25 protein-coding genes are annotated in these 24711 nt (G+C 64.4%); 14 read left to right on the forward strand and 11 right to left on the reverse strand.

Going from position 1 to position 24711, the window contains the following annotated elements:
- The first annotated feature begins 31 nt into the window (after positions 1-31).
- Both PRZ03_RS06730 and PRZ03_RS06735 read left to right on the forward strand, forming a co-directional pair.
- A complete protein-coding gene (locus PRZ03_RS06730; protein ID WP_273599576.1) occupies positions 32-1243 on the forward strand; it encodes an NnrS family protein in 1212 nt (403 codons plus the stop codon).
- A 46-nt stretch (positions 1244-1289) separates the two neighbouring features.
- Positions 1290-1808, forward strand: a complete 519-nt coding sequence (locus PRZ03_RS06735) for an RrF2 family transcriptional regulator (protein WP_273599577.1) — start codon at positions 1290-1292, stop codon at positions 1806-1808.
- A 48-nt stretch (positions 1809-1856) separates the two neighbouring features.
- On the opposite strand, the gene PRZ03_RS06740 is transcribed toward PRZ03_RS06735, so the two are convergent.
- Entirely contained in the window at positions 1857-2654 is a 798-nt protein-coding gene (locus PRZ03_RS06740) for a Crp/Fnr family transcriptional regulator (RefSeq protein WP_273599578.1), read from the reverse strand.
- A 332-nt stretch (positions 2655-2986) separates the two neighbouring features.
- Between PRZ03_RS06740 and PRZ03_RS06745 the strand changes: the two genes are divergently transcribed.
- From PRZ03_RS06745 to PRZ03_RS06755, 3 genes are all read left to right on the forward strand, one after another.
- The gene (locus PRZ03_RS06745; protein ID WP_273599579.1) at positions 2987-3688 is read left to right on the forward strand and encodes a Crp/Fnr family transcriptional regulator; all 702 of its coding nucleotides are present in this window, start codon (positions 2987-2989) and stop codon (positions 3686-3688) included.
- 49 nt (positions 3689-3737) lie between these two features.
- Positions 3738-4169 (forward strand): ribonucleotide reductase subunit alpha, encoded by a 432-nt coding sequence (locus tag PRZ03_RS06750; protein ID WP_273599580.1) that lies wholly within the window; start codon positions 3738-3740, stop codon positions 4167-4169.
- A gap of 181 nt (positions 4170-4350) precedes the next feature.
- On the forward strand, positions 4351-6426 hold the full coding sequence (locus PRZ03_RS06755) for a M13 family metallopeptidase (protein ID WP_273599581.1): 2076 nt from the start codon (positions 4351-4353) through the stop codon (positions 6424-6426).
- Here PRZ03_RS06755 and cobA read toward each other — a convergent pair.
- A complete protein-coding gene (gene cobA / locus PRZ03_RS06760) occupies positions 6413-7309 on the reverse strand; it encodes a uroporphyrinogen-III C-methyltransferase (protein WP_273599582.1) in 897 nt (298 codons plus the stop codon). The genes PRZ03_RS06755 and cobA overlap by 14 nt on opposite strands.
- 265 nt (positions 7310-7574) lie before the next feature.
- Here cobA and PRZ03_RS06765 point away from each other — a divergent pair, with 265 nt between their 5' ends.
- Genes PRZ03_RS06765 through PRZ03_RS06805 form a run of 9 tightly spaced genes read left to right on the forward strand, consistent with a single transcriptional unit; the run spans position 7575 to position 16184 of the window.
- Positions 7575-9275, forward strand: a complete 1701-nt coding sequence (locus PRZ03_RS06765; protein WP_273599709.1) for a nitrite reductase — start codon at positions 7575-7577, stop codon at positions 9273-9275.
- A 59-nt stretch (positions 9276-9334) separates the two neighbouring features.
- Positions 9335-9640: a c-type cytochrome gene (locus PRZ03_RS06770; protein ID WP_263533113.1), complete on the forward strand. Its 306-nt coding sequence runs from the start codon at positions 9335-9337 to the stop codon at positions 9638-9640.
- Between the two features lie 4 nt (positions 9641-9644).
- Positions 9645-9983 (forward strand): c-type cytochrome, encoded by a 339-nt coding sequence (locus tag PRZ03_RS06775; protein WP_409993932.1) that lies wholly within the window; start codon positions 9645-9647, stop codon positions 9981-9983.
- Positions 9980-11200 (forward strand): cytochrome D1 domain-containing protein, encoded by a 1221-nt coding sequence (locus PRZ03_RS06780; protein ID WP_273599584.1) that lies wholly within the window; start codon positions 9980-9982, stop codon positions 11198-11200. Before PRZ03_RS06775 ends, PRZ03_RS06780 begins: the two co-directional genes overlap by 4 nt.
- Before the next feature lie 3 nt (positions 11201-11203).
- Entirely contained in the window at positions 11204-12232 is a 1029-nt protein-coding gene (ahbB, locus tag PRZ03_RS06785) for a siroheme decarboxylase subunit beta (RefSeq protein ID WP_273599585.1), read from the forward strand.
- Complete coding sequence (locus PRZ03_RS06790) at positions 12225-12752, forward strand: Lrp/AsnC family transcriptional regulator (protein ID WP_273599586.1); 528 nt, start codon at positions 12225-12227, stop codon at positions 12750-12752. The genes ahbB (PRZ03_RS06785) and PRZ03_RS06790 overlap by 8 nt, the downstream gene beginning before the upstream one ends.
- Positions 12743-13222, forward strand: coding sequence for a siroheme decarboxylase subunit beta (gene ahbB, locus PRZ03_RS06795; RefSeq protein ID WP_273599587.1), 480 nt, complete (start codon positions 12743-12745; stop codon positions 13220-13222). The genes PRZ03_RS06790 and ahbB (PRZ03_RS06795) overlap by 10 nt, the downstream gene beginning before the upstream one ends.
- Positions 13223-13233: 11 nt before the next feature.
- Positions 13234-14532, forward strand: coding sequence for a heme d1 biosynthesis radical SAM protein NirJ (gene nirJ, locus PRZ03_RS06800; RefSeq protein ID WP_273599588.1), 1299 nt, complete (start codon positions 13234-13236; stop codon positions 14530-14532).
- Positions 14529-16184 (forward strand): nitrite reductase, encoded by a 1656-nt coding sequence (locus tag PRZ03_RS06805; RefSeq protein WP_273599589.1) that lies wholly within the window; start codon positions 14529-14531, stop codon positions 16182-16184. Before nirJ ends, PRZ03_RS06805 begins: the two co-directional genes overlap by 4 nt.
- Before the next feature lie 48 nt (positions 16185-16232).
- Here the strand turns inward: PRZ03_RS06805 and PRZ03_RS06810 are convergent, their stop codons facing one another.
- The 9 genes from PRZ03_RS06810 to PRZ03_RS06850 form a co-directional block, all read right to left on the reverse strand.
- Positions 16233-16940, reverse strand: coding sequence for a Crp/Fnr family transcriptional regulator (locus PRZ03_RS06810; protein WP_273599590.1), 708 nt, complete (start codon positions 16938-16940; stop codon positions 16233-16235).
- A gap of 76 nt (positions 16941-17016) precedes the next feature.
- On the reverse strand, positions 17017-18909 hold the full coding sequence (locus tag PRZ03_RS06815) for a nitric oxide reductase activation protein NorD (protein ID WP_273599591.1): 1893 nt from the start codon (positions 18907-18909) through the stop codon (positions 17017-17019).
- A 19-nt stretch (positions 18910-18928) separates the two neighbouring features.
- Entirely contained in the window at positions 18929-19918 is a 990-nt protein-coding gene (locus tag PRZ03_RS06820) for a 4Fe-4S binding protein (protein ID WP_273599592.1), read from the reverse strand.
- Positions 19911-20720, reverse strand: a complete 810-nt coding sequence (locus PRZ03_RS06825; RefSeq protein ID WP_273599593.1) for a CbbQ/NirQ/NorQ/GpvN family protein — start codon at positions 20718-20720, stop codon at positions 19911-19913. The genes PRZ03_RS06820 and PRZ03_RS06825 overlap by 8 nt, the downstream gene beginning before the upstream one ends.
- A gap of 20 nt (positions 20721-20740) precedes the next feature.
- The gene (locus PRZ03_RS06830) at positions 20741-22165 is read right to left on the reverse strand and encodes a cbb3-type cytochrome c oxidase subunit I (RefSeq protein WP_273599594.1); all 1425 of its coding nucleotides are present in this window, start codon (positions 22163-22165) and stop codon (positions 20741-20743) included.
- Between the two features lie 9 nt (positions 22166-22174).
- Positions 22175-22600 (reverse strand): c-type cytochrome, encoded by a 426-nt coding sequence (locus tag PRZ03_RS06835; protein WP_273599595.1) that lies wholly within the window; start codon positions 22598-22600, stop codon positions 22175-22177.
- A gap of 93 nt (positions 22601-22693) precedes the next feature.
- Positions 22694-23353 (reverse strand): nitrous oxide reductase accessory protein NosL, encoded by a 660-nt coding sequence (locus PRZ03_RS06840; protein WP_273599596.1) that lies wholly within the window; start codon positions 23351-23353, stop codon positions 22694-22696.
- Positions 23354-23358: 5 nt separating this feature from the next.
- Positions 23359-23898: a nitrous oxide reductase accessory protein NosL gene (locus PRZ03_RS06845; RefSeq protein ID WP_273599597.1), complete on the reverse strand. Its 540-nt coding sequence runs from the start codon at positions 23896-23898 to the stop codon at positions 23359-23361.
- A complete protein-coding gene (locus tag PRZ03_RS06850) occupies positions 23895-24710 on the reverse strand; it encodes an ABC transporter permease (RefSeq protein ID WP_273599598.1) in 816 nt (271 codons plus the stop codon). Before PRZ03_RS06850 ends, PRZ03_RS06845 begins: the two co-directional genes overlap by 4 nt.
- Position 24711: the final 1 nt, after the last annotated feature.

Raw genomic sequence — 24711 nt, forward strand, 5'->3', positions numbered from 1 at the left:
GTCAAAGCGACCGTCAAGGCTGGAGACCGCCATGGGCCATGTTTTCGTACAACTGCAAGAGCCGCTGCGGCGGCGCCGGCCGGGCGAGGGCTTGGCGCTCTGGGACCTGGGCTTTCGACCCTTCTATTTGCTGGCGGCGAGCCTTGCTTTGCTGTCGGTGCCCTTGTGGGCCTTGCAGTTCAGCGGCCTGCTGAGCAAGGGCGGCTTGCGCGGCGCCGCCTGGCATGCCCATGAGATGGTGTTCGGTTACGCGCTGGCCATCGTGATCGGTTTTCTGTTCACGGCCGGGCGTAACTGGTCGGGCCAGGCGACGCCCACGGGCCGGCCCTTGATGGCTTTGGCGGCGCTTTGGGTACTCGCGCGCGTGCTGGTGTTGACGCCTTGGCTGGAGGCTTCGCTGCTGGTCAACCTGGCCGTGCCTTGGGCAGCAGCCTGGGGCTTGTGGCGAGCCTTGTCTGCGGGAGGCAATCGGCGCAATTACTTTTTTGTCGGGCTGCTGCTGGCGATGGGGGCGGCCTCGGCTGTTCTGCACCTGACGCATTTGGGCTGGCTGGGTTGGCCGGTTTCGCTGGCTCAAGGTTTGGGGCTGATGCTTGGCCTGGATGTGCTGTTGTTCATGATTGCGGTGATGGCCGGGCGCGTGCTGCCCATGTTCTCCAATAACGGCGTGCCCGGCATGAATGCGCGCCGTGACCCCCGCGTGGAGCGCACCGCCCTGGGAAGCGTCTTGCTGCTGCTGGCTTTTGACGCGCTGGGCCTGAGCGGCCCGCTGCTGCTGTTGGCCCTGCTGCCGGCGCTGCTCGCGCATGGCTGGCGCTTTGCGCTGTGGCAGCCTTGGAAGACGCTGGGCAACCCCTTGGTTTGGGTTCTGCACGCGGCCTATGCCTGGCTGCTGCTGCATCTGGGCTTGCGTTCGGCGGCCGCGCTGGACTGGCTGCCCGCTAGCGCGGCCACCCATGCGCTAACCATTGGTCTGATCGGCTTGATGACGCTTGGCATGATCACGCGCACCGCGCTGGGTCACACGGGGCGGCCCTTGAAGGCCGGGCCGGTCGAGACGCTGGCCTATCTGGCCATGCTGGGCGCAGCGCTTGTGCGCGTGTTTGTGCCGCTGCTGATGCCGGCCGCCTTGATGCAGGCGGTCTGGCTGTCGGCGGCGCTGTGGGCCTTGGCTTTTGTTCTGTATTTGTGGCGTTATGGGCCTATGCTGCTGCGCCCACGTGTCGACGGCCTGCCGGGCTAAGACGCCATTCCCGCCCCCATTTTCAAATACAGCCGAAGGAGGCCTCATGCGCCTGACCACCATGACCGACTATGCGCTGCGCATGTTGATTTATCTCGGCCAGCATCCCGAGCGGCTCTGCACAACGGCCGAGATCGCCCAGGCCTATGACATCTCCGAAGCCCATCTGACCAAGATCACTCACCAGCTCGGGCTGGGCGGCTGGATCACCACGGTGCGCGGCAAGGGCGGCGGCATGCGCCTGGCCCTGGCGCCGGCAGAGATCATGCTGGGCGAATTGGTGCGGGCGATCGAGCCCGATTTCTATTTGGTGGAATGCCTGGGCCAAGGCAATGCCTGTGGCCTGACCGGGCGCTGTCGCCTCACCGGCATCTTCAACGACGCCTTGGCGGCCTTTTTGGAACAGTTGGACCGCTACACCCTGGCCGATCTCCTCAGCGCCCCCAATGCCGGCGCGGCCGGCCCAGCGCGAGCCGTGATGCTGGGCCTTCCTCAAACCATGATCAAAGCTCCGATCCCGCCCCTCGTCAGCCGGCGCATCAGAAAGCCCCGTGATCCGGCCTGAACCTATTCGAGTGGGCGCGACCTTTGCGCAGCGGCCCACGCGCTGCTGCTAGCGCAGCGCAGCCAGCCCGGCGGGCGCAAGAATACGCAGCTCGCGATGTTTCATGACGATCAGGCCCTGTTGCTGGAACAAGCGCAGGGTCCGCGACAGCGTCTCGGGGGTGACGCCCAGCTGAGCCGCCAGATCGCGCTTGAGCAGGCCCAGGTTCAGGCAGTCACCCTGGCCATTGAGCCTGAGCTCATTGAGTAGCCATTCGGCCAAACGGGTGGGAAAGTCCTGCGTGCTCATGGCCTGACGGGATGCCATCGCCTCGCAGGCGCTGCTGCCCAGGCTTGCCAGCAGCACCTTGAGCAGCAAGGGATGGGCCGCGCACAGGGCCAGCACGGCCTGCGCCGGGAACTCATGCGCCAGCACCGGCGTCAGCGCCAGCGCGGTTTCGGGGAAAGGGGCTTGCGGCCACGCGCTCGCCAGATCTATCCACTGGCCTGGCTGCAGCGCGCGCCCTTGGCGCCAGACCGCTTTGGGGTCATGAAGTCCCATGCTCAACTTGCCGCGCACCAGCAACCACAAGCTGCCCGCCGCATTGCTGACGCCGTCCTTCAGCAGCAGCCCGCCCGGGCGCACCCGGTGGCTGCGGCCCAGCAAGGCCAGAGCGTGCAGGGCGTCCTCGTCATCTTCCAGGCTCGGCCAAGCCTGCTTCAGCGCCTGAAGCACAGGCACTGCGGCGGCAGGTCGGCGCGGCGCTGCAAGGCGGGCGCAAGCCGGATGCAGATTCAGCTGCCGGGGTGGCGACAGCAGGGCGTGAGCCGAGGCTTGAGCGTGCTGCGGATGGATGCTGGGGGTCATGCTGAGTTGTCTCCTTGGGACCGAGCAAGGCGAGGCCGCTGCGGCATTGCGGGGCAAATTGCCCCGCTGTTTTGCGAGCGCCTAGTCGACCACCGAAGGCCCTGCCTCGGCCTTGAACTGGGACAAGATTCAAACCGGGTTTTGTAAAAAGCGCAGCCCCGTCCTTTTGGCCCTCGTCCTCAAGAACTAGTGCGTAAGCGCGGGGCCGGGCCGGCCATCGTTCTGAAGAACTAGGCGCCGGTCAGACTTGATCTAACGCAAATTCCAAGCGCCACCGCTGCGCAGAATCGCGCTCCGACAGGCCCGCTCCGGGCCTCTCTTGGAGCCTATTCATGTCATCCGCTACCTTCGACCTACCGCGCTATCTATCCGTGCTGCCTTTGTTTGCCGACATGCAGTCAGATGAATTGCGCCGCTTGGCCGGGAGCGGCTGTCGCATGCAGCGCGTGGGCCGGGGTGAGGCGATTTTTCGCGTCGGTGATTGCTGCGACGAGTTCCATGTGGTGGTGACCGGTCAGGTCAAGCTGTTTGCGCTGGCCAGCAGCGGCGCCGAGAAGGTGATCGAGTTGGTCGGCCCGGGCAATAGTTTCGGCGAAGCAGCGATGTTCTCGGGCAAGGCCCATACCGTCAACGCTCAAGCCTTGAGCGAAACATTTCTGCTGTCCATTGCCAAGGAGGCGGTGATGGGCGAGATCCAACGCGATCCGCGTTTTTCGCTGCGCATGCTGGCCGGCGTGTCCAAGCGCCTGCACGGCATGATCAGCGACGTGGAGTCCTACTGCTTGCACAGCGGCATACAGCGGGTGATTGGGTATTTGCTGCGCGATCACTTGGTGGAAGACCAACTGGCCAACCAATCCATCACCATCTCCTTGCCGGTCAGCAAGGCCACCATTGCCTCGCGCCTGTCACTGACGCCCGAGTATTTCTCGCGCGTGCTGCATGAGCTGGAAGACGAAGGCTTGATCGAGATTGACCGCCGCGATATTCACATCCTCAGCACCCGGGGCTTGGCCAGCTACCCCTTACAGTAGCCGCTCGCACCTTCGTTCCTCTTCCCCGACTTCTTCTCCTGACCTCGCCATGCAAATCAGCAATTTTCAAGACCTGCTCAAGGCTGCCGCCATGCAAAGTGCCGCCCAGCGCCTGCTGCTGGTGTTTGCCGGCGCTACGCTGCCTGCAGAGGCCTCGGCCCAGCAGCGGGCCGAGTTCGAGGCCGGCCAAGGCGGCGAACTCGCGCCGCTGATGTGCGTGGACAAGCTGCCGCAAGAGTTGAGCAGCTTCGCCGCGCTGGCGGATGAAGCCGATCAGTTGCTCGGTGCAAATGGTCAGCAGCTGCAGCGCTGGCAGATCGTTTTTGTCGCCAGCTTGTCGGGCAGCCCCGCTCAGGCGCCCAGCGCCGAGCAAGCCGACAAGGCCTTGGCCGCCATGGTGGAGGCGATCAAGCAAGGGCGCCTCGACGGCTTTATTCCCTTTGATCGCCAGGGCACGCCGGTCAATCTGCAGGCGCGCTGACCGACGGAGGGAAGGGCGACGCGCAAGACACACGGGAAAGCCCTGGGTGCTGACTTTCGTTATTCTGCGGGACAGCCATTAGGCTTGCATATGCAGCGCCGGCTAGAAGCCACAGACCTTGACCGGTCTCGTAGTCCCGCCGGTAGAGACTTTTTTCAGCCCCCTTTCTCGTATGAATGCCTTGTTCAAACTCCGCCGCCTGACCCTGTTGCTGTTGCCTTTGGCCAGTCTGAGCCATGCGGCCGACCCCAGTGGCGCGGGAAGCCCCAGCAGCATTGTTGCGAGCAGCAGCCATGCCGGCGGCAGCCTGAGCAGCGGCCTCGATCTCGCCGGCTTTGACCCCAAGGTGCGTGTGCAAGACGATTTGTTCCGCGCGGTCAACGGCGGCTGGCTCAAGGCGACGGTGATCCCGCCGGCCAAGGGCTCGCATGGCAGTTTCGAGATTCTGCGCGAGCAGTCGGACGAACAGGTGCGCGCCATCGTTGAGGCCTTGGCCGCGAGCCCCCAGGCCGCTGGCAGCGACGAGGCCAAGATCGGCGCTTTTTACGCCAGCTTCATGGACACCGCCGCCATCGACCGTGCCGGCCTGAAGGTGTTGAAACCCCTGCTGGCCGAGATTGACGCGATCAGCGATCGCCAGCAATTGGCGCAGTGGCTAGGCCGCGCCCAAGGCATGGTCAACACGCCTGTACAGCTCAGCGTCGGCCCCGACGCCAAGGAGCCGCTGCTCAACCGGGTGCGCGCGAGCCAAGGGGGTTTGGGCCTGCCCGAGCGCGACTACCTGTTGAACCAGAGCGACAAGCGCATGGCCCGTGCCCGCGCGGACTATCAAACCTATCTGCAAAGCCTGGCGCGCCTGATCGGCTTGGACCAGCCCGCCGAAGCCGCCCGCCGCGTGCTGGCGCTGGAAAAGAAAATCGCCGAGCTGCACTGGGATGCTGTGGCCAACCGGGATGTGCAAAGAACCTTCAACCCGATGACACCGGCCGAGCTGGCGGCCAAGGCGCCGGGCCTGGATTGGCCGGCATTTTTTGCCGCCGCGCAGCTGAACAATATCGACCGGCTCTCGGTCACCCAGCCCAGCGCCATCATCGGCATTGCTCAGTTGCTCGGCGAGGCGCCGCTGGCCGACTGGCAGCTGTACGCCAAATTGCACAGCGTGGACGCCTATGCGGTGGTCTTGCCCAAGGCCTTTCGGGCCGCTTCGTTTGCCTTCCATGGCCGTGCGATGACGGGCAGCAAAACGCCGCTGCCGCGCTGGATGGAAGGCTCGGCCGAGGTCAATGAGGCGCTCGGCGAGGCGGTCGGCAAGCTCTATGTCGCCCGGCATTTCACACCCGCCCATGCGGCGCGCATGAAGAGCCTGGTCGACAATTTGATGGCGGAGTTCGGTGAGTCCATCAAGGGCTTGAGCTGGATGAGCCCGCAGACGCAAGCGGCGGCGCAAGACAAGCTGTCCAAGTACACGATCAAAATCGGCCACCCCAGCCAGTGGCGCGACTACAGCGCCTTGCAAGTGACGGCCGGTGAGGCCTTGCTGAACCGCCAGAACGCAGCGAAGTTCGCCTGGGCGCGCGAGGCGGCCAAAGCCGGTCGGCCGGTGGACCGCAGTGAATGGGGCATGACGCCGCAGACCGTCAACGCCTATTACGACGAGACCGTCAACGAGATCGTTTTCCCGGCCGCCATCCTGCAGCCGCCGTTCTTCGATCCGAATGCCGATGATGCCGTCAACTACGGCGGTATCGGGGCCGTCATCGGCCATGAAATCAGCCACGGCTTTGACGATCAGGGCGCGCAGTACGACGGCGATGGCATGTTGCGCAATTGGTGGACCGAGGCCGATGCCAAAGCCTTCGATGCATTGGGCACACGCCTGGCCGCGCAATTCGATGCCTACCAGGCCTTGCCCGGCAAGAAGGTCAACGGCCGCCTGACCCTGGGTGAGAACATCGCCGACCTGTCCGGTCTGCAAATCGCCTACAAGGCCTATCTGCGCTCGCTGGGCGGCAAGCCCGCGCCGGTGTTGGCGGGCTACACCGGCGAGCAGCGCTTCTTCCTGGGTTTCTCGCAGATCTGGCGCGAAAAGGTGCGCGAGCAGCAAATGCTGCAGCAGCTCAGCGCCGACCCCCATTCACCCGGCGAGTTCCGCGCCAATGCGGGCGTCGTCAACCACGATGCCTTCCACCAGGCCTTCGGCACCAAGCCGGGCGACAAGCTGCACAAGCCGGCCGGCGAGCGGATCAAGATCTGGTGACGGCTGCCTGCTGGTGCGCGTGGGCATAGGCAAGCCCGGATGCTAACTCCGACCGCAGACTGACCACGGTGCCAATCATGATCAAGGCCGGCGCCTTGACCGCGTGCAGCAGTGCCAGGCTGGGCAAGCTCTGCAAACTGCCGCTGACGCAGCGCTGCTCGGGCAGGCTGGCGTTTTCGATCAGCGCTGCCGGCATATCGGCCGCCATGCCATGGGCGATCAGCTGCTCGCAGATGATGGGCAGGGCGCCCAAGCCCATATAGATCACCACTGTCTGGCGCGGCCGTGCCAGCATCTCCCAGTCGAGGTCTACCGTGGGCGGGGCGACGCTGGGCTGCGTGGCTTGCGCCGCACAGAGATGCCCGGTCGCGAAGACCAGCGAACGGGCGTGGTCGCGGTGCGTCAAGGGGATGCCGGCGCAAGCGCCCGCGCCTTGCGCCGCGCTGATGCCGGGAATGGTTTGGCAGGGCACGCCGGCGGCTGCCAGGGCCTGCGCTTCCTCGCCGCCGCGCCCGAAGATATAGGGGTCGCCGCCCTTGAGGCGCAGCACCGGGCGGCCACTTTGGGCCAGGCTCAGCATCAGTTCGATGATGCCTTCCTGCGGCAAGGCATGTTGCCCGCTTTGCTTGCCGACATAGATCAACTCGGCACTGGGAGGCAAGAGCCGCAAGACCTCCTTGGAGACCAGATGGTCATACAGCACCAGTTGCGCTTGGGCAATCGCGCGCGCTGCTTTGACCGTCAGCAAGTCGGGGTCGCCGGGACCGGCGCCGACCAAGGTCACAAGAGCCGGCGCCGTATTCACTGGCAGCTGATGCGCCGGAGCCCTGGGCACAGCCCGGCTCAAGGGCCCGAAATACAGGGGTTCGTCCAAGATGCTCATGCGCACCGCTCCTTCAAGCGTCGACTTTCGATGAGCGCTATTTGAAAAGCTGTGGCCCGCCGCGTCCTTGAACCAGTTCAAGGACTTTTGATCCTCCGAGCGAGAGGATGCTCCTGCTCGCCACAGGAACCGCAGCCCCTCGCGAGCCCATGCACTTGAGTGCCCATGGATGCAGTGCTGCTCGGACGTTGCCCTTCGCAGCGTCCTACCGACGGAGTGAGCAATGGAAAAAAAGACACCGCAACTGTCTCGGCTTGCCGTGATCATGTTGGCTGCCCTGGCCTGGGGCAATGTGGCCCAGGCCGAGGACAAGAAAAATGTGACACCAGCCGAAATGAACTACCAGGCCGGCACCTCGCCGCTGGGTGATGTGCCCATGTACCAGAGCGCCAACCCGAAGGCGCCGGCCATGACACAGGCGGAATTCGAGCTGGGCCGCAAGACTTACTTCGAGCGCTGCGCCGGCTGCCACGGTGTGCTGCGCAAGGGCGCGACCGGCAAGCCGCTGACGCCCGACATCACGCTCGGCAAAGGCACCGATTACCTGAAGATCTTCATCGCCTACGGCTCGGCCGCCGGCATGCCGAACTGGCTGACCTCGGGCGAGATGGATGAGAAGACCGTTGACGTGATGGCCCGCTACATCCAGCAGGATGCGCCCGTGCCGCCCGAATTCGGCATGGCGCAGATCAAGCAGACCTGGAAGGTCATCGTGCCGCCGGCCCAGCGGCCGACCAAGAAGATGAATGACTTCAATATCGAGAACATCTTCTCGACCACGCTGCGTGACACCGGCGAGGTGGCGCTGATCGACGGCGACACCAAGAAGATCATCAACATCGTCAAGACCGGCTATGCGGTGCACATCTCGCGCACCTCGGCCTCAGGGCGCTATCTGTTTGTGATCGGCCGTGACGGCAAGATCAATATGATCGATCTGTGGATGCCCATCCCCGATAACGTCGCGGAAGTACGGATTGGCCTGGAAGCACGCTCGGTGGACACCAGCAAGTACAAGGGCAAGGAAGGCGACTACAGCGACAAGCTGGTGATCGCCGGCGCCTACTGGCCACCGCAGTACGTGATCATGCGCGGCGACACGCTGGAGCCACTGAAGATCGTCAGCACCCGCGGCATGGTGGTCGGCACGCAGGAATACCACCCCGAGCCGCGCGTGGCCTCCATCGTCGCCTCGCACTTCAAGCCCGAGTTCGTCGTCAATGTGAAGGAAACCGGCAAGACGCTGATGGTGGACTACTCCAACCTCGACGCGCTCAAGGTCACCGAAATTGGCTCGGCGCCCTTCCTGCATGACGGCGGCTGGGACTCCAGCAAGCGCTACTTCATGGTGGCCGCCAACCAGAGCAACAAGATCTCGGTCATCGACGCCAAGGAAGGCAAGCTGACCGCGCTGATCGACGTGGGCAAGATCCCGCACCCTGGGCGCGGTGCCAACTTCATCCACCCCAAGTACGGCCCGGTCTGGTCGACCGGCCATCTGGGTGATGACTCGATCTCGCTGATCGGCACCGACCCCAAAGGCCATAAAGACTCCGCCTTCAAGAAGGTGGCCGAGTTGAAGGGCCAAGGCGGCGGGGCCTTGTTCATCAAGAGCCACCCGAAGAGCAATCACATCTATTCGGATTCGCCACTGAACCCGGATCCGAAGATTTCGCAATCGGTCGCCGTCTACGACATCAAGAACCTCGACAAGGGCTACACCGTGTTGCCGATTGCCGAATGGGCGGGCATCGGCGACGACGGCGCCAAACGCGTCGTTCAACCGGAGTTCAACAAGGCCGGTGATGAGGTCTGGTTCTCGGTCTGGTCGGCCAAGAACAAGCAAAGCGCGATGGTCATCGTCGATGACAAGACGCTCAAGCTGAAGGCCGTGATCAAGGACCCGCGCCTGATCACACCGACCGGGCACTTCAATGTGCATAACACCCAGCACGACGTTTATTGAGCCAGCCCAAGGCCGCCCGGCTTGCAGCCGGTGCGGCCCCTTCCATAAAGGAGTTAGTGATGAAACAGTTGTTGATAGCCCTGGCCGCGCTGCTGAGCTTCGGCGCTCAGGCCGCCGAACTCGATGATGCGATGAACAAGGCCGGCTGCATGGCCTGCCACGCCAAGGACAAAAAAATCGTCGGCCCGTCCTTCAAGGACATCGCCGCCAAGTACAAGGGCCAGGACGTGGTGGCCAAGCTGAGCGAGAAGGTCCGCAAGGGTGGCGCCGGCACCTTTGGACCGGTGCCGATGGCGCCAGTTGGGCCGGACAAGATCAGCGACGCCGACTTGAAGTCGGCCGTGGAGTCCATCCTCAAGAGCTGATGTGATGCGGTGGCTTGTTTGCGGTCTGATGTTGGCGACGCTTGGCGCTCAAGCGGCCGAGAGTCCAACGCTCGGTCGCCAGTCCGCACTGGTGCGTATGGTCAGGCAGGACTGCGGCAGCTGCCACGGCATGAAGCTGACCGGCGGCCTGGGGCCCGCGCTGACGCGCGAGGCCTTGGCCGACATCCCCTTGCTGACGCTCAAAGCCACCATCTATCACGGCCGGCCGGGCACGCCCATGCCGCCCTGGCGCAGCATGATCTCTGAAAGTGAAGCCGAGTGGATCGCCTCAAAACTGCTGCAGGGTTTCCCCAGCGAAACACCAAGCAAGGACAAACCATGAAGCAAGCACTGGGCTGCACGCTGCTGGCGCTGGCCGCACTGGTGGGCTGCGCCTCATCTCCACAGCCAGCGCCGCCCGCTGCGATGATCGACACGCCAGCTTGCGCCGCACCGATAGGTAGCGGCGACCTCGGCGTGGTGGTCGAGCGGGCAAAAGGCTCGCTGCAGGTCATCAACACCACGAGCCGGCAAATCCTCGGCAGCATTGATGGCCTCGGCGATCTGTCACACGCCTCCGTCGTCTACGGCCGCGATGGTGCGACGGCCTATGTCTTCGGCCGCGACGGCGCGCTGAGCAAGGTCAACTTGCTGACGCACAAAACCGACGCACGCGTGCAGCAAAGCGGCAACTCGATTGGCGGCGCGATCTCGCAAGACGGCAGCCTGGTGGCGGCACAGAACTACCAGCCCGGCGGCATCAAGGTCTTCGATGCCAAGACCTTGGCCCTGGTGGCCGACATCCCGGCCGAATATGCGCCGGGCAAGCTCTCGCGTGTGGTCGGCCTGGCCGATCTGCCGGGCAAGCGCTTTATCTATTCGCTGTTTGATGCGGGCGAGATCTGGATCGCCGACTTGAGCAGTCCAGGCTCCCCCAAGATCACCAAATTCAAGGACGTTGGCCGTCAGCCCTATGACGCCTTGCTCACGCCCAACGGCCGCCACTACATTGCCGGCCTGTTCGGCGAAGACGGTTTGGGCGTGATTGACCTCTGGGCGGCCGAGCCCAAAGTAACGCGGATCTTGGGCGGCTACGGGCGCGGCCAAGCCCCGCTGCCGGTCTTCAAGATGCCGCATCTGCGCGGCTGGGCGGTCGCCGGCCGGCTCGCCTACCTGCCCGCCATTGGCCGCCATGAGGTCTTGGTCGTCGATACCGAAAGTTGGACTGAGGTGGGCCGCATCAAGGTCGCGGGCCAACCGGTGTTTGTGATCGCCCGGCCCGATGGCCGCCAGGTCTGGGTCAACTTCGCCGTGCCCGACTACAACCGCGTGCAAGTCATCGACACGCAAAGCCGGCAAATCGTCAAAACGCTGGAGCCGGGCAAGGCGGTGCTGCATATGGAGTTCACACCGCGCGGCGAAGCGGTCTGGATTTCCTCGCGCGACGACAACCGCGTCTCGGTGATCGCCACCGACAGTTTCGAGACGCAGGCTGTTCTGAGCATCGACGCCCCCAGCGGCATCTTCTTCAGCAGCCGCGCCAATCGGATGGGATTCTAGAAAATGACAGTCGCCGACCATTTGATCAATGACTGGCAGCAGCGCTTTCCGCTCTGCAGCGAGCCTTTCGCTGAGCTGGGCCAGCGTTGTGGCGTGGGGCAAGAGCGAGTGCTGGCCGAGTTCAAGCGCATGCAAGAGTCCGGCAGCTTGGGCCGCATCGGCGGCATCTGGGGCAGTGGCGCCGGCGGCGCGGCCTTGCTGTGCGCTTTTGCGGTGCCGCCGCAGCGCATGGAGGCTGTCGCGGCCTTGGTCAGCGCGCATGCGGGTGTCAACCATAACTACGAACGTGAGCATGCCTACAACCTCTGGTTTGTCATCACCGGCGCCGATCGGGAGCAGGTGGCGGCCGGCGTGAGCAACTTGGAGCGGGCTTGCGGCTTGCAGGCCCTGCGCCTGCCGATGCAACGCGCCTATCGCATCAATCTGGGTTTCGATTTGCAGCGCCCCCATGCGGACGGCTGCGCGGCCCGTGCCGGTGGGCAAGAGAAGCTGCACGACCACAGCCGCGCGGTGCAAACTGAAGACCGCGCCTTGGCGGCTTTGGTGGAAGACGGGCTACCGCTGATCGCGCGCCCTTACGCCGCTTGGGCGCAGGCGCTGGGCTGCAGCGAGGCCCATATCTTCGCCAAGCTGGATCATTGGTTAAGCCAGGGAACATTGCGCCGCTTTGGCGTGGTGGTGCGTCACCATGAGCTCGGGTTTGCCGCCAACGCGATGTGCGTGTTTGATGTGGCGGACGCCGACGTCGATGCGCACGCCGCCATTCTGAGCCAGCAGCCCGGCGTGACGCTGTGTTACCGCCGCGCTCGCGCGCCGGGCTGGCCCTACAACCTCTACTGCATGTTGCACGGACGGCAGCGCGGCGAGGTCTTGAGCTGGTTGGAGGCGGCGCGCAAGGCGGCCGATTTGGAGCAAGTTCCGCAGACGGTCTTGTTCAGCCGGCGTCGTTTCAAACAATGCGGCGCACGCTATTTTCGCAACTTCGCCGAGTTGGCTCCTCAAGCCTTGGCACAGGAGACCGTCGATGCATGAATCCAATGGCGCGAGCCAGCGGCTGGCAAAAATTGATGCGCTGGACGCCGCTTTGATCAACCGCTTGCAGGACGAGCTGCCGCTGCTGCCGCGCCCCTTTGCCGCTATCGCCGCCGAGCTGGGCTACAGCGAAGAGGTCGTCATTGAGCGCCTGCAACGCCTGCTCGCCCAGGGCACCTTGACCCGCTTTGGGCCGCTGTTCCAGATTGAGCGGGCCGGGGGCCTGTTTGTGCTGGCCGCCATGCAGGTGCCGGAGCAGCGCTTCGACGCGGTGGCCATGCTGGTCAACGCGCTGCCCGAGGTCGCGCACAACTACCGGCGCGAACATGCACTGAATATGTGGTTCGTGATCGCCGTCGAAACGCCGGAGCAGGCAGACAGCGTTTGCCGGCGCATCGAGGCGCTGACCGATTGCGTCGTGCTGGCCTTCCCCAAGGAGCGCGAATTCTTTGTCGGCCTGAAATTGCCGGCATTTGCCGACCCAGGCCAACCTGCCCTGCGGAGCCGCCCATGGCCTTGAGTCCTCTTGAGCGGCAATTGATCGCCGCCACCCAAGCCGGCTTGCCTTTGTTGAAAAAGCCCTTCGAAGCGCTGGGTGCCGTGCTGGGCATCAGCGAGGCCGAGGTGCTGGCGCAACTGGCGCAGATGCAGGCCAAGGGGCTGATCCGCCGCATCGGCGCCGTGCCCAACCATTACCGACTCGGCTACTTGGCCAACGGCATGACGGTTTGGGATGTCGACGATGCGCAGGTCGATGCGCTGGGCGAACGCATTGGCGCGCTCGGCTGCGTCAGCCATTGCTACCGTCGGCCGCGCCGGCTGCCCGCCTGGCGCTACAACTTGTTTGCGATGGTGCATGGCCACGCGCGCGACGAGGTGGAGCAGCATGCCGCCGAAATTCGCGCCCTGCTTGGCCCGGCCTGCCGCGCCGACGAGATTTTGTACAGCAGCGCGATTCTCAAAAAGACCGGTCTGCGTCTGAAGGATTGAGAGAGAACACCATGTTGAGAATCAGCCAATACTTGCGTGAAGTGGCCGCCGCAGAACGTAGCGGCGAATACCCAAAAGCCAAACGCCGAGTTCAAGCGCAGGGTGCAGCCGGAGCCAGCGCGAGCGGCCCGGTCGTGATCTGGAACCTGACACGCCGCTGCAACCTGACCTGCAAGCATTGCTATGCCTTGTCGGCCGACCATGACTATCCGGGTGAGCTGAGCTTTGCCGAGGTATGCAGCGCCATGGACGACCTCAAGACCTACGGGGTGCCGGTCTTGATTCTGTCCGGCGGTGAGCCGCTGTTGCGGCCTGACCTGTTCGAGATCGCCGCGCGCGCCCAGGCGCAAGGCTTCTACACCGCGCTGTCCACCAACGGCACCCTGATCGACGAGCCCATGGCTGCGCGCATTGCCGCACAGAAGTTTGACTATGTGGGTATCAGCATCGACGGCACCCGCGAAACGCATGACAAGTTCAGGCGACTGGCCGGAGCCTACGACGCGTCCTTGAACGCCATCCGCTTGCTGCACGCCCAGGGCGTCAAGACCGGCCTGCGCTACACCTTTACCGATCTGAATGATCAGGACTTCCCGGCGCTGCTGCAGTTGATGAAAGACGAGCAGGTCGACAAGTTCTATTTTTCCCATCTCAATTACGCCGGCCGCGGCAATATCCACCGCGGCCGCGACGCTCGTTTCGACGCCACCAGGGCGGCCTTGGATCTGCTGTTCGAGACCGCGTGGCAGGACGCCCTCGCTGGCAGCGAGCGCGACTATGTGACCGGCAATAACGACGCAGATGCGGCCTATCTGCTGCGCTGGGTAGAGCAGCGTTGGCCGCGATGGGCGCCCGCCTTGCGCGAACGCCTGGTCGCCTGGGGCGGTAATGCCTCGGGCGTCGGCGTGGCCAATATCGACAACTTGGGCGAGGTCCATCCGGACACGATGTGGTGGCATTACCCGCTTGGCAATTTGCGCCAGCGCCCCTTCTCGGCGATCTGGAGCGACCGCAGTGACCCCTTGATGGACGGGCTCAAAACCAAACCGCGCCCGGTCAAGGGGCGCTGCGCCGAATGCGCGCATTTCGCGCTGTGCGGCGGCAACACCCGGGTACGCGCCCAGCAGGTCACCGGCGATCTGTGGGCCGAAGACCCGGGCTGCTACTTGGACGACGCCGAAATCGGCCTCTCTGCAGATGCCTCGGCCCGCCTGAGCCGGGTCGAAAACAGCGCTTTCAGCTACACAGCCAAAAACGAGGCGAAGAAGGCCGCTGTCGTCGGTTCCATCATTCCGATTCACGCCCTATGAAGCTCAAAGACCTGCAAGATATCGTCCCGCCGCTGCTGTTGGCTGCCGGTCTGTTTTGGATGGGCCTGGGTCAAGCCCGGGCAGATGCTGCGGCGCCCGCTGCTCCGCCCCTTGCACAGCTTGCTACCCCGGCCACCGTCAAAGCGGATGCGCAGGCGTTGTTTGGCCAGCACTGCGCGAGCTGCCACGGCGCGCAGCGCCTCGGCGCCATGGGGCCCGCACTGCTGCCGGAAAGCTTGGCCCGGCTGCGCAAGCAAGAGGCTTTGAAGGTGATTCAAAACGGCCGCCCGGCGACCCAGATGCCGGCCTTTGGCGCGCAGCTCTTGCCGGCTGAGATCGAAGCCCTCGCCGCGCTGATCTACCAGCCGCTCAAGCCCACACCGCAATGGGGCGCCGCCGATATCCTGGCCTCGCGCAGCTTTGACGCCGCCAGCAAGACCTGGCCCTCGGTACCGCAATGGAAGGCGGACCCGATGAATCTCTTCGTCGTCGTCGAGGGCGGTGACCACCATATCAGCCTGCTTGATGGTGACAGCTTTGAAGTCATCCACCGCTTCCCCTCGCGCTTCGCTCTACACGGCGGCCCCAAGTTCACACCCGATGGGCGTTTTGTCTTCTTTGGCTCGCGTGACGGCTGGATCACCAAATACGACCTCTGGAATTTGAAGATCGTGGCCGAGGTGCGCGCCGGCCTGAATATGCGCAATATCGCCGTCAGCGGCGACGGCAAGCTGGTGATGGCCGCCAACTACCTGCCGCACACGCTGGCGCTGTTTGATGCCGACTTGAATCCGCTGAAGCAGTTCGCCGCCACCACGCTGGACGGCGTCCAAAGCTCACGCGTCTCGGCCGTCTATGACGCCGGCCCGCGCCGCAGCTTTGTGGTTGCGCTCAAAGACATCGCCGAAATCTGGGAGATCTCCTATGACCCCAAGGCCGCGGCGATTTACGACGGCCTGGTGCATGACTACCGCTCCAGCGAAGCCATTGCCAAGGACGGCTTTCTGAATATCCGGCGCACGCTATTGGCGCAGCCTCTGGATGACTTCTTCTTCGACCAGAGCTATGCGCATGTGCTGGGCGCCGGTCGGCCGTCCGAGGATGGCCAAGGCAAGACTGAACTCGGCCAGGTGGTCAACCTGGATGTGCGCCGCAGCATCGCCACGCTGCCGATTCCCGGCATGCCGCATCTCGGTTCGGGCATCACCTTTGATTGGCAGGGCCGGCGCGTCTTGGCCAGCCCGAACTTGAAGGATGGGCTGGTCACGGTGATCGACCTGCAGAGCTGGAAGAAGCTCAAAGACATCGCCACACCCGGCCCAGGCTTCTTCATGCGCAGCCATGCCAATAGCCGCTACGCCTGGGTGGACTCGATGATGAGCAGCACCGGCGCGAAAGATACCTTGACCATCATCGACAAGCAAACCCTGGAGACCGTGGCCCAAGTCAAGGAGCCGGGCAAGACCTTGGCCCATATCGAATTCACCAAGGACGGTCGTTACGCTTTGGCAAGCGTCTGGGACATGGACGGCGCGATCATCGTGCTTGACGGCAGCAGCTTCAAAGAGATCAAGCGTCTGCCTATGAGCAAGCCGGTCGGCAAATACAACGTCTGGAACAAGATCAACCGCGATGAAGGTACCTCCCACTGAGCAGCTGCCGAGCGGCGCTGTTTCCTTTTGGGGCGTGCCCGCCGCGCTTCAGCTTTGTTGCGCGCCGGTGTAGGCGGCCAGCAGCGCCGTGTCGAGGATGTGGATGTCACGCTTGTCCACCTCAATCAGGCCCGCCACCTCTAACTCATGCAACACGCGTGAAAAGTATTCGGGCGTCAGGCTCAGGCGCGAAGCGATGGTGGCCTTGCTGACCTGCAGTGACACCGTGACAACCTCGCCGTCGACCTGATCTTCGGCCAGCCGGTCGCGCAACAGGTAGCCGATCACGCGCTGCACCCCGCTGTGCAGCGCGTAGGCCTGTACATCGTGGACCAAACCGTGCAGGCGGCGTGAGATGCCGGCCAACATGCGCAGGGCAAAGCGGCTGTCATGTTCGATCTCGGTCAGCACCGCCCGCTTGGCGACCGACAAGAGCAAGGTGTCGGTCAGCGCCTGGGCATTGATGATGTAGGGCTGCCCGGTGAACATCAGCGCCTCGGCAAAGCTCTGACCCGGGCCGACCAGCTCGATCACTTTCTCCTGGCCGCTGGGAGAAATGGCGAAGAGTTTGACCTGACCGGTGACGGTGACATGGAACTCTTCGCAGGGCTGGCCGACGCGAAATACCGGGTCGCCGCGCGTCAATCGCCGCAAGCTGCAACCTTGCGCCAGCCTTGTCAGCTCGGGCGCGCTGAGGTCGGTGAACAGGGGAAGAACGCTGAGGTAACGAGGTAGGTCAAAGGCGCGCATATCCATAGCGTTGCTCCGTTATGTGTTGGTTTTTTGGGGGATTCAGGGGCTGCCGGGCGTCGCATCGCCGCCCGGCAGGGGCTTAAAGGCATCGTGTCAAGCGGCTGTAGATCCCGGCCAGGCGCAGCGGCAGTTCGGTCGGGCGGGCCACGCGGGCCCAGCCTTGGTGGCCGAATAGATGGGGCAGATAGTCCTGGGCCTGCTCGTCGATGCTCAGGCAAAAGGGCTGCAGTCCGGCCCGGCGGGCCTCGCGCACCGCCTCGCGGGTGTCCTCGATGCCCCAGCGGCCCTCGTAGACATCCAGGTCATTGGGCTTGCCGTCGGTCAAGAGCAGCAGCAGGCGCTGGCGTTCGGGGCGTTGTTGCAGCCGGCGGGTGGCGAGGCGAATTGCCGCACCCATGCGGGTGTAGTAGCCGGGTTTGATCGCGCCGACGCGGCTTTGCACCGCGCGCCCCCAGGCCTCGTCGAAACCCTTGATCTGATGGATGCGCACTTGGCTGCGCCGCACCGAGCTGAAGCCCAGCATGGCGAAGGGGTCGCCACAGCCCTGCAAGGCCTCGCCGAAGACATAGAGCGCGTCACGGATCACGTCGATCACCCGCTGCTCGTTGTTGGCATAGGCGTCGGTGGACAGGGACAGATCGGCCAGCAACAAGGTCGCCAGGCTGCGTTCGCCACGCTGGTGGCGGGCCCAGACCTGCGGGTCAGGGCTGCTGCCCGCGCGCAAGCCGGCCAGATGGCGCACCCAGGCGTCCAGATCCAGCGATTCGCCCTCGCTGCAGCCGCGTTGCCACTGTGGGGCGGCGCGCAGGGTTTCGAGCCGGCGGCGCAGGCGGCGCGCGGTCTGACGCAGGGCAGCGGGTGGCAGGAAGGGCGCGCCGCCCGGCCGTGCCACCAAGGTCTGCACCCGGCAATGATCGGGCAGTAGACATTGGCGCTTCCAGTCCCACTCGGGCAGCGACTCGCCCGCGCCCAGTGGCAGATCGTCGGCACTGGCGCTGGGCAGGTCGAGGTCGAATTTGATGCGTGCGGCGCTGGCCGAGCCTTGGCGCGCCAGCGTCAGCTCCTCCATATCGTCGGCGGCGGCGCGTGCTTCATCCGGGTCCGTTTCATCCTCGCTGGCGCGGTCCAGCGGCACATGCTCGCTCCAGCTGCGCAGCGATTCGGCCTTGGAAGCCAGCAAGAGCGGTGCCCTCTGTGAGGCCGGCTTGGCGGCGCGGGTTCGGCGGCGCTTTTTTTCTTGTTCTTGCTGCTCGGGCTGAATGCTGTTCGCGGCGTTCGCGCCGCTGCCCGCCTTGGCCTCGCGGGCTTGGCCGGCCGCCAAAGCCGAGCCTGCGGGCAGGGCTTGCAGCCAGAGCCAGACCGGGGACAGCAGGGCGGCGTCTGCGTCAAAGTTGTCAAAGTAGTCAAGGGCGAAAGCCTGTTCCGGCTCTGCCATCAACAAGGCTTGCAGGCGCACTTCGGCCGCCTGCGCCTCGGGCGAGCGCAGCGCTCTTGCCTCGACGCGCCGCTGCGCCAGATGCGCGTCCCGCAGGCGCAGCCAGCGCGGCCGCAGGCCCGGGCAGCGTTGCAGGGCCAGGCGGCAGGCGGCGAGGTTGTCGCTCGCCCAGGCTGCCGGTGCCTCGCTGGGCTCGAAGCAGGCAGCCAAGGCCGCCAGCCAGAGGTAGAGGTCACGGTTCAATTCGACTTGGGCGAACAGGGCGATGCGTGGCGGCAAGGCCAGGGTCTCGGCGTCTAGGCGTGGCAGGGCGGCACGTGTGCCGCTGCCGGCCAGGCGTTGCAGCCAGCTGCGCGGGCCACCGATGCGCATGTCAGCGGCTGGCACGATGCGCACGCCATGGCCGCCGCCGGCGGCGCGGTAGAGCAGGCCCACGGCCTGCTGCATGGCCGGCAATTCGACGGCCGCCGCCGCGCAGCTGCGATCGGCCGCCCCGTTGATGAAACGGTGCCAGCGTTCGCCTATCCACTCTTCCATAACGCTTGACCCTGACGGTTTATTGTGATGATTTGTTGTGTTGTTGCGCTTGTTTTTGCTGTTTGAGCGTCTCGCGCAAGGCTTCCAGCCCAACCGTCCACTCCAGTTGCGGCTCTGGCAGCTGGGCCTGGCCCTGCTGGGATTCGGCGCATTGGTCGACGCAGCGGCCGCATTGCACGCAAGAAAACATCAAGCGCTTGATCTGGCGTGGCCGCAGCCGCATCGGGCAGACGCTGTCGCAAGCGCTGCCTGCGGGCGCATGCTCGGTGCTGCAGGTCCGGCAGTCGCTGGCGCGCTCGCGCTTGAAGGCCACAACCAAGGCGCGCGGATTGGCCATCCAGGCCAAGCTCTGGAACAGGCCCACAGCGCAGCCGAAGCGGCAAAACAGATGGCGGGCAAACAGCAGTTCCAGCGTGAAGGCGCTGCCTGCAATCAGGATGAAGCGGCTTTGATTGACGGTGAGCGTGCCCTGGAGCAGGCCGCCCCAGATCGTCTGTGGCGGTAGCAGATAGGTCAGCAAGGTGATGGCCCAGAGGAAACCAAAGCTGGCGCAACTGAATGCGTAGATCGGCCACCAGCGCCGCTGTGTCTCCTCGCCCGGCCGCAGGCTGGGCTGGGCGTCCCACAGGCTGAACTTGCCGCAGGCCTTGTGCAGCAGCGCATTCAAGCCCTCGACCAGCGAGAAATGCGGGCATAGCCAGCCGCAGTAGAGCCGGCCCCAGCGCCAGGCGACGCCCAGGAACAGCGCCACCAGGGCCAGACCCGGCAGGATGCCGCGCAGAATCAGGCTGATGGCCGCTTCATTGGCACTGACTTGGCCGCGCTGCAAGGCATCTATGCCAAGACTCCAAGGCTGGCCCAGCACCCAGAGCTGGGTTTCGTTCAGATCGAAGCGCAGCAGGTTCAAGGCCGGAGCCAGCAGGAAGAGAGCGAAGAAGCAGCCCTGCGTCACGCGCCGCCGCCGCTGCAGTTGCCGGCTGTGGCGGTGCGCTGCCGGGGTGTCAGCCATCTCCTATCACCGCGCGCAGCACCTCATGCAGAGCGGCGCTGGTGTCGGCCTCATCGGTCAGCGCGTCGATGATGGCGGCTCGGCAGGCCGGCAGCAGGGCCAGCCCGGCCCTGTGCAGGCGCGCAGCCATCACCAGCAAACGGGTGCTGACGGTTTCCTCCAGGTCTTGGGCAGTCAAGCGGCGCAGGGCCTGGGCCAGGCTCACCAATTGAGCCGCGACCGCGTCCGTGCAGCCGCTCTCGGCGGCGACGATGGCGCGCTCGACGGCGGGCGCCGGGTAGTCCAGCCCCAGGGCGACAAAGCGCTGGCGGGTGCTGGGCTTGAGCCCCTTGAGCAGGTTTTGATAGCCGGGGTTGTAGCTGATCACCAGCATGAAGCCGGGCGCGGCCTGCAGCAACTCGCCGGTGCGCTCGACGGCCAACATGCGGCGGTCATCGGCCAAGGGGTGCAGGACCACGGTCGTGTCCTTGCGCGCCTCGACCACTTCGTCCAGATAGCAGATTGCCCCCTCTCTAACGGCCCGGGTCAGCGGGCCATCGAACCAGCGCGTGTCGCCACCCTGTATCAAGTGGCGGCCGACCAGGTCGGCGGCGCTGAGGTCATCGTGGCAGCTGACCGTGATCAGCGGCCGCCCCAGGCGCGCTGCCATATGCTCGACCAAGCGCGTCTTGCCGCAGCCGGTCGGGCCCTTGATCAGCAGCGGCAGCCGGCTGGTATGGGCATGCTCGAACAGCCGGCATTCCTCGCCCTGAGCTTCGTAATAAGGCAGTTCCTGCAACTGCCTGGCGCTGTGCATCTCCATGACAAGCACGCTGACTTGGCTCAAGCCGCGCGCGGCAAGGCGCCGGCCGGCACTTCATCTTCGGCCCGGCCGGGGCCGACGAAGAAGCTGCTCAAGTAGGTCAACAGGCCCAGCAAGAACATCACGCCGCCGACCATGCGCAGCCAGTAGAAGAAGCGCAGCTGATCCTGCGTGGCCATGAAGCCCATCGCACCTTCGGTCGGCATGCGCTGCAGCCAGACCTGCAAGATGCCGGCGCCGGTCAGCGCCAACACCATCACGCCCATGCCTATGGTCATGATCCAGAAGCTCCACATCTCCACGCTCTGGGCGCGGCGCGGGTTGGCTTCGCGGCCGCGCAGAATCGGCATTGCATAACTGATCATCGCAATGACCACCAGCACATAGGCGCCGTAGAAGGCCAGGTGGCCGTGGGCGGCGGTGATCTGGCTGCCATGGGTGTAGTAGTTGACCGGGCTCAGCGTGTGCAAAAAGCCCCAGACGCCGGCGCCCAGGAAGCCCATCACCGCGCAGCCGACGGCCCAGAGCAAGGCGGCCTGGTTGGGATGCTCGCGCTTGCGCCGCTGCACCATATTGAAGGCAAACAAGGTCATCATGAAAAACGGAATCGGCTCAAAGGCGCTGAACACGCTACCCACCCACAGCCAGTAGCCTGGCATGCCGATGAAGAAGAAATGGTGGCCGGTGCCCAGGATGCCGGTGACCAAGGCCATGGTGACGATCAGGTACAGCCATTTGTCGATCACCTCGCGGTCCACGCCGGTGGTCTTGATCAGCACAAAGGCCAGCAGCGCGCCCAGGATCAGCTCCCAAGTGCCTTCCACCCACAGGTGAACAACGAACCACCAGTACATCTTGTCGCGCACCAGATTGCTGGGGTTGACGAAGCTGAACAAGAACATGACGGCCAAGCCCCACAGACCCATCAAAAGCACCAGGGTTATGGCGGTCTTGCGGCCTTTCAACACCGTCATGCTGATGTTGAAGAGGAAGGCCAGGGCGACAACAACGATGCCCAGCTTGGTCGGCAGCGGCTGCTCCAGGAACTCGCGCCCCATGGTGGCGAGCAAATTGTTGCCGGTCATCTCGGCCAGCGTGGCGTAGGGCACCAGCAGATAGCCGAGTATGGTCAGCGCGCCGGCAGCCAGAAAGACCCAGAACAGGATCTTGGCCAGCAGCGGGCTGTAGAGCTCGGTCTCGGCCTCCTCGGGCACGAGGAAATAGGCGCTGCCCATAAAGCCCATCAGCAACCACACAATTAAAAGATTGGTGTGCACCATGCGGGCGATATTGAAGGGAATGGCGGGGAACATCAGGTCCCCGATCAGGTATTGCAGGCCCAGAGTGATGCCGAACACGATCTGGCCAACAAACAGCGCCAGGGCGCCGATGAAGTAGAGCTTGGAGACGGCCTGGGACTGGTATTTGAGGGTGGTGGGTTTCATGTTTTCTCCTCAGCCCTCAATGTTTGGAGGCCACTTTTCGTTGTCGATGCCATTGGTCCAGCGCAGAAACTCGACCAGATCGTCGAGTTGCTGATCGTTCAGCTGGAAGTTGGGCATTTGGCGGCGACCCGGCGCACCGGTCGGCTGGGACTTGATCCAAGCCTTGATGAAATCTGGCCCACGGCGCTTGTAGACATTGCCCAACTCGGGTGCGAAATAGGCGCCTTCGCCGAGCAGGGTGTGGCAGCCGATGCAGTTGCGGGTCTCCCAGATATGCTTGCCGCGCACCACGGCCGGCGTCAGTTCGCCGGCATTGGAGCGTTTGGGGATTCTTTGCTCGGAGTCAAAGATCAGCGCGGCAAACAAGAGCACGAAGAAGAGGGTTCCTCCGTAAAAAATGTTCCGCGCCATCTGGCTGGTGAAGCCTCGGCTCATGATGGTCCTCAAGGTCTGTTGCAGATGCCGCAAGACTAGGGATTTGTCACGGGCACTTCCTTGAACCGGAATAAGGAAAACCGCTTGCGCTGCTCAAGCGCCTGCTTTTTCTCGATGTTTTTGGTGCGAGCGGGTGTCCAGCTCGCGCAGCAGTGCTGGGCTGATCTCCTTGAAGCGCAGCAGCCGGCCGCCGCGCTCGCCCGCAAAACGCTGCGCCGAGGCTGCATCGGCAAAGGCCGGCAAATTGCCGGCGCGCATGGGTCCGAGCGCGCTGGAGCCCTGCACGTAGACGGCGGCCTCGGCCGCGATCCAGGCGCCGCTAGCCGCATCACTGACGTAGAGCGCGCCGATCTCGGCGGCCTTGCGGCCACGGCTGAAGCGACCCACATCCTGCAAATAGATGAATAGCGAGAGCGGCGAGTCGAAGAACTGCGCGTCGCCGTTGTCGGCAAAAATCACTTGCGCCGCCCAAGCCGGCGAGCGCGCCGGATGCATGCCGCAGACCGGGCAGCGCGCGTCGGCGGGCACCGGGCGCGGCGCCAGCAGGCTCAGGCCAGATTTGGCGTCAAACGGTGTCGGCGGCGCAATCAGGCAAACATCGGCCGGCGGCTCGGCCATGCTTGACGCGCTGCGGGGCAGCAACTGCAAGGCGGCGGCGAGGGTCAGGGCCAAGGCGAGGACACCCGTCCCGCTCAAGCGGGCCAGCCGGCCCAAGGCCGGTGTCGCCGGTGTTGGCGGTGTGCGGCCAAGCATGGCGGCTACATCCGGCTGTCGTGCAGCGCGCCGCCACTGAGGTCCACCATCTCGGGCTTTATCTCGGCGTAGCGAAGCACACGGCCGCCCCATTGCTTGACGAAGGCCTGCGCATCGGCCTCTTGGGCGAAGCTGGCGATGGTCGGCCCCATCGAACCATGGCGTTTGCTGTCCAAGACATAGATGCCGGCCTTGGCGTCTATCCATTGGCCGCGCGGTTGTTCCCAATCGGCCTTGCCCATGTTCTGCACAAAAACGGCGGCGATGGCTCGCACCTGCTCGGGCCGCAAGAGGGTGTTGAACAACTCGACCGTGTCGCAGAAGAACATTGGTGTAGCCAAGCCGACAAAGTGAATCTGCGCCTTCGGGCCGGGGTAGTCGGCCAAGAGCATGCCGTCGAGATCGCAGGTGGTGCGCGGGTCGATCTCGAGCGCCACCAGCGGCTTGGCCTCGTCTTGGCGGCCGCAGCCGGGGAGTGAAACTGTTGCGAAGGCTGCGCCCGCTGCGAGCAGCAAGAGTGAACGGCGATTGAATCTTGTCTTCATGTTTTGAATCTCCAGCGAGCCAGGGCGAGCGGCACAACAATCCAGGCTCCCATCACCAGCGCCATCAGCCATGGCTTGGCCAAGGCGGGCGGCACGATGCTGGCGAGGCCATAGAGCCGGTGCATATCGTCGAGCGAAAAAATATTCAGGATGCGGAACACATCGGCCGGGTTGAGCAGCAGCAGATAGGCGAGCGAGTCGCCGCCAAAATCACCGCTGCTGGCGACCAAGGCGCCGAGCAATAACAGGTCAAACACCAGCACAAAGAAGAACCACAAAGCGATCGCCATGCCGGAGGCACGCGTGCGCTCGCGGCTCAAGACCGACAGCAAGACCGCCAGGCTCAAAAAGGCCAGACCCAAGAGCGTGCTGCTGAACATAAAGCCCAGGTAGTGGTACAGGCCGGCCCAGCCGAATTGGCTGTACAGGAGCCCGGCGACCAGCGCAAAGCCGCCCAGCGTCGACAGCGTCAACGCAGCTGCCAGGCCCAGGTATTTGCCCAAGAGCAGCTCCAGCTTGGTGATCGGCAGGGCCAAGAGCAGGTCCAGCGAGCCGCGCTCGCGCTCACCAACAATGGCATCAAAGCCGAGCAGCAGCGCGATCAGCGGGATCAGATAAATCACCAGACTGACCAGGCTGGCGATGATGAATTCGATCGAGCGTGGGCCGACTTGGCCACTGCTGGCGCCGCCGAAATAGGTGATGACCAAGGAGAAGGCAGTGAATACCAGCGCCACCGCCAAGACCCAGCGGTTGCGCATGCGGTCGCGGAATTCTTTGGCCGCCAGGGTCAGGATTTGACTGAGTTCCATA

Origin of the sequence: Roseateles albus (assembly GCF_028595345.1) — a bacterium.
Classification (GTDB): domain Bacteria; phylum Pseudomonadota; class Gammaproteobacteria; order Burkholderiales; family Burkholderiaceae_C; genus Paucibacter_A; species Paucibacter_A albus.